The organism is Nocardia sp. NRRL S-836 (assembly GCF_001279525.1).
Classification (GTDB): domain Bacteria; phylum Actinomycetota; class Actinomycetes; order Mycobacteriales; family Pseudonocardiaceae; genus Lentzea.
Window position 1 is genome coordinate 1 of the sequence record NZ_LGDY01000088.1, and the last position, 208, is coordinate 208.

A 208-nucleotide genomic window follows, 5' to 3' on the forward strand; every position below is an offset into this window, starting at 1 on the left:
CGTACAGCGGGATCGCCCGGTCCAGATCACCCGCCGCCTGGTAGGCGTTGGCCAGGTTGTTCCGCGAGCTCAGCGTGTTCGGGTGATCAGGGCCCAGCAGTCGCTCGCGGTCGGTGAGGGTCGCCTCGTGCAGCGGGATCGCCCGGTCCAGATCACCCGCCGCCTGGTAGGCGTTGGCCAGGTTGTTCCGCGAGCTCAGCGTGTTCGG

At 69.2% G+C, this 208-nt stretch carries 1 protein-coding gene; it reads right to left on the reverse strand.

The genetic code is table 11. The features are described from left to right. Positions 1–208 (reverse strand): tetratricopeptide repeat protein (locus tag ADL03_RS09475; RefSeq protein ID WP_157528411.1); only part of this gene is annotated, 208 nt, incomplete at both ends.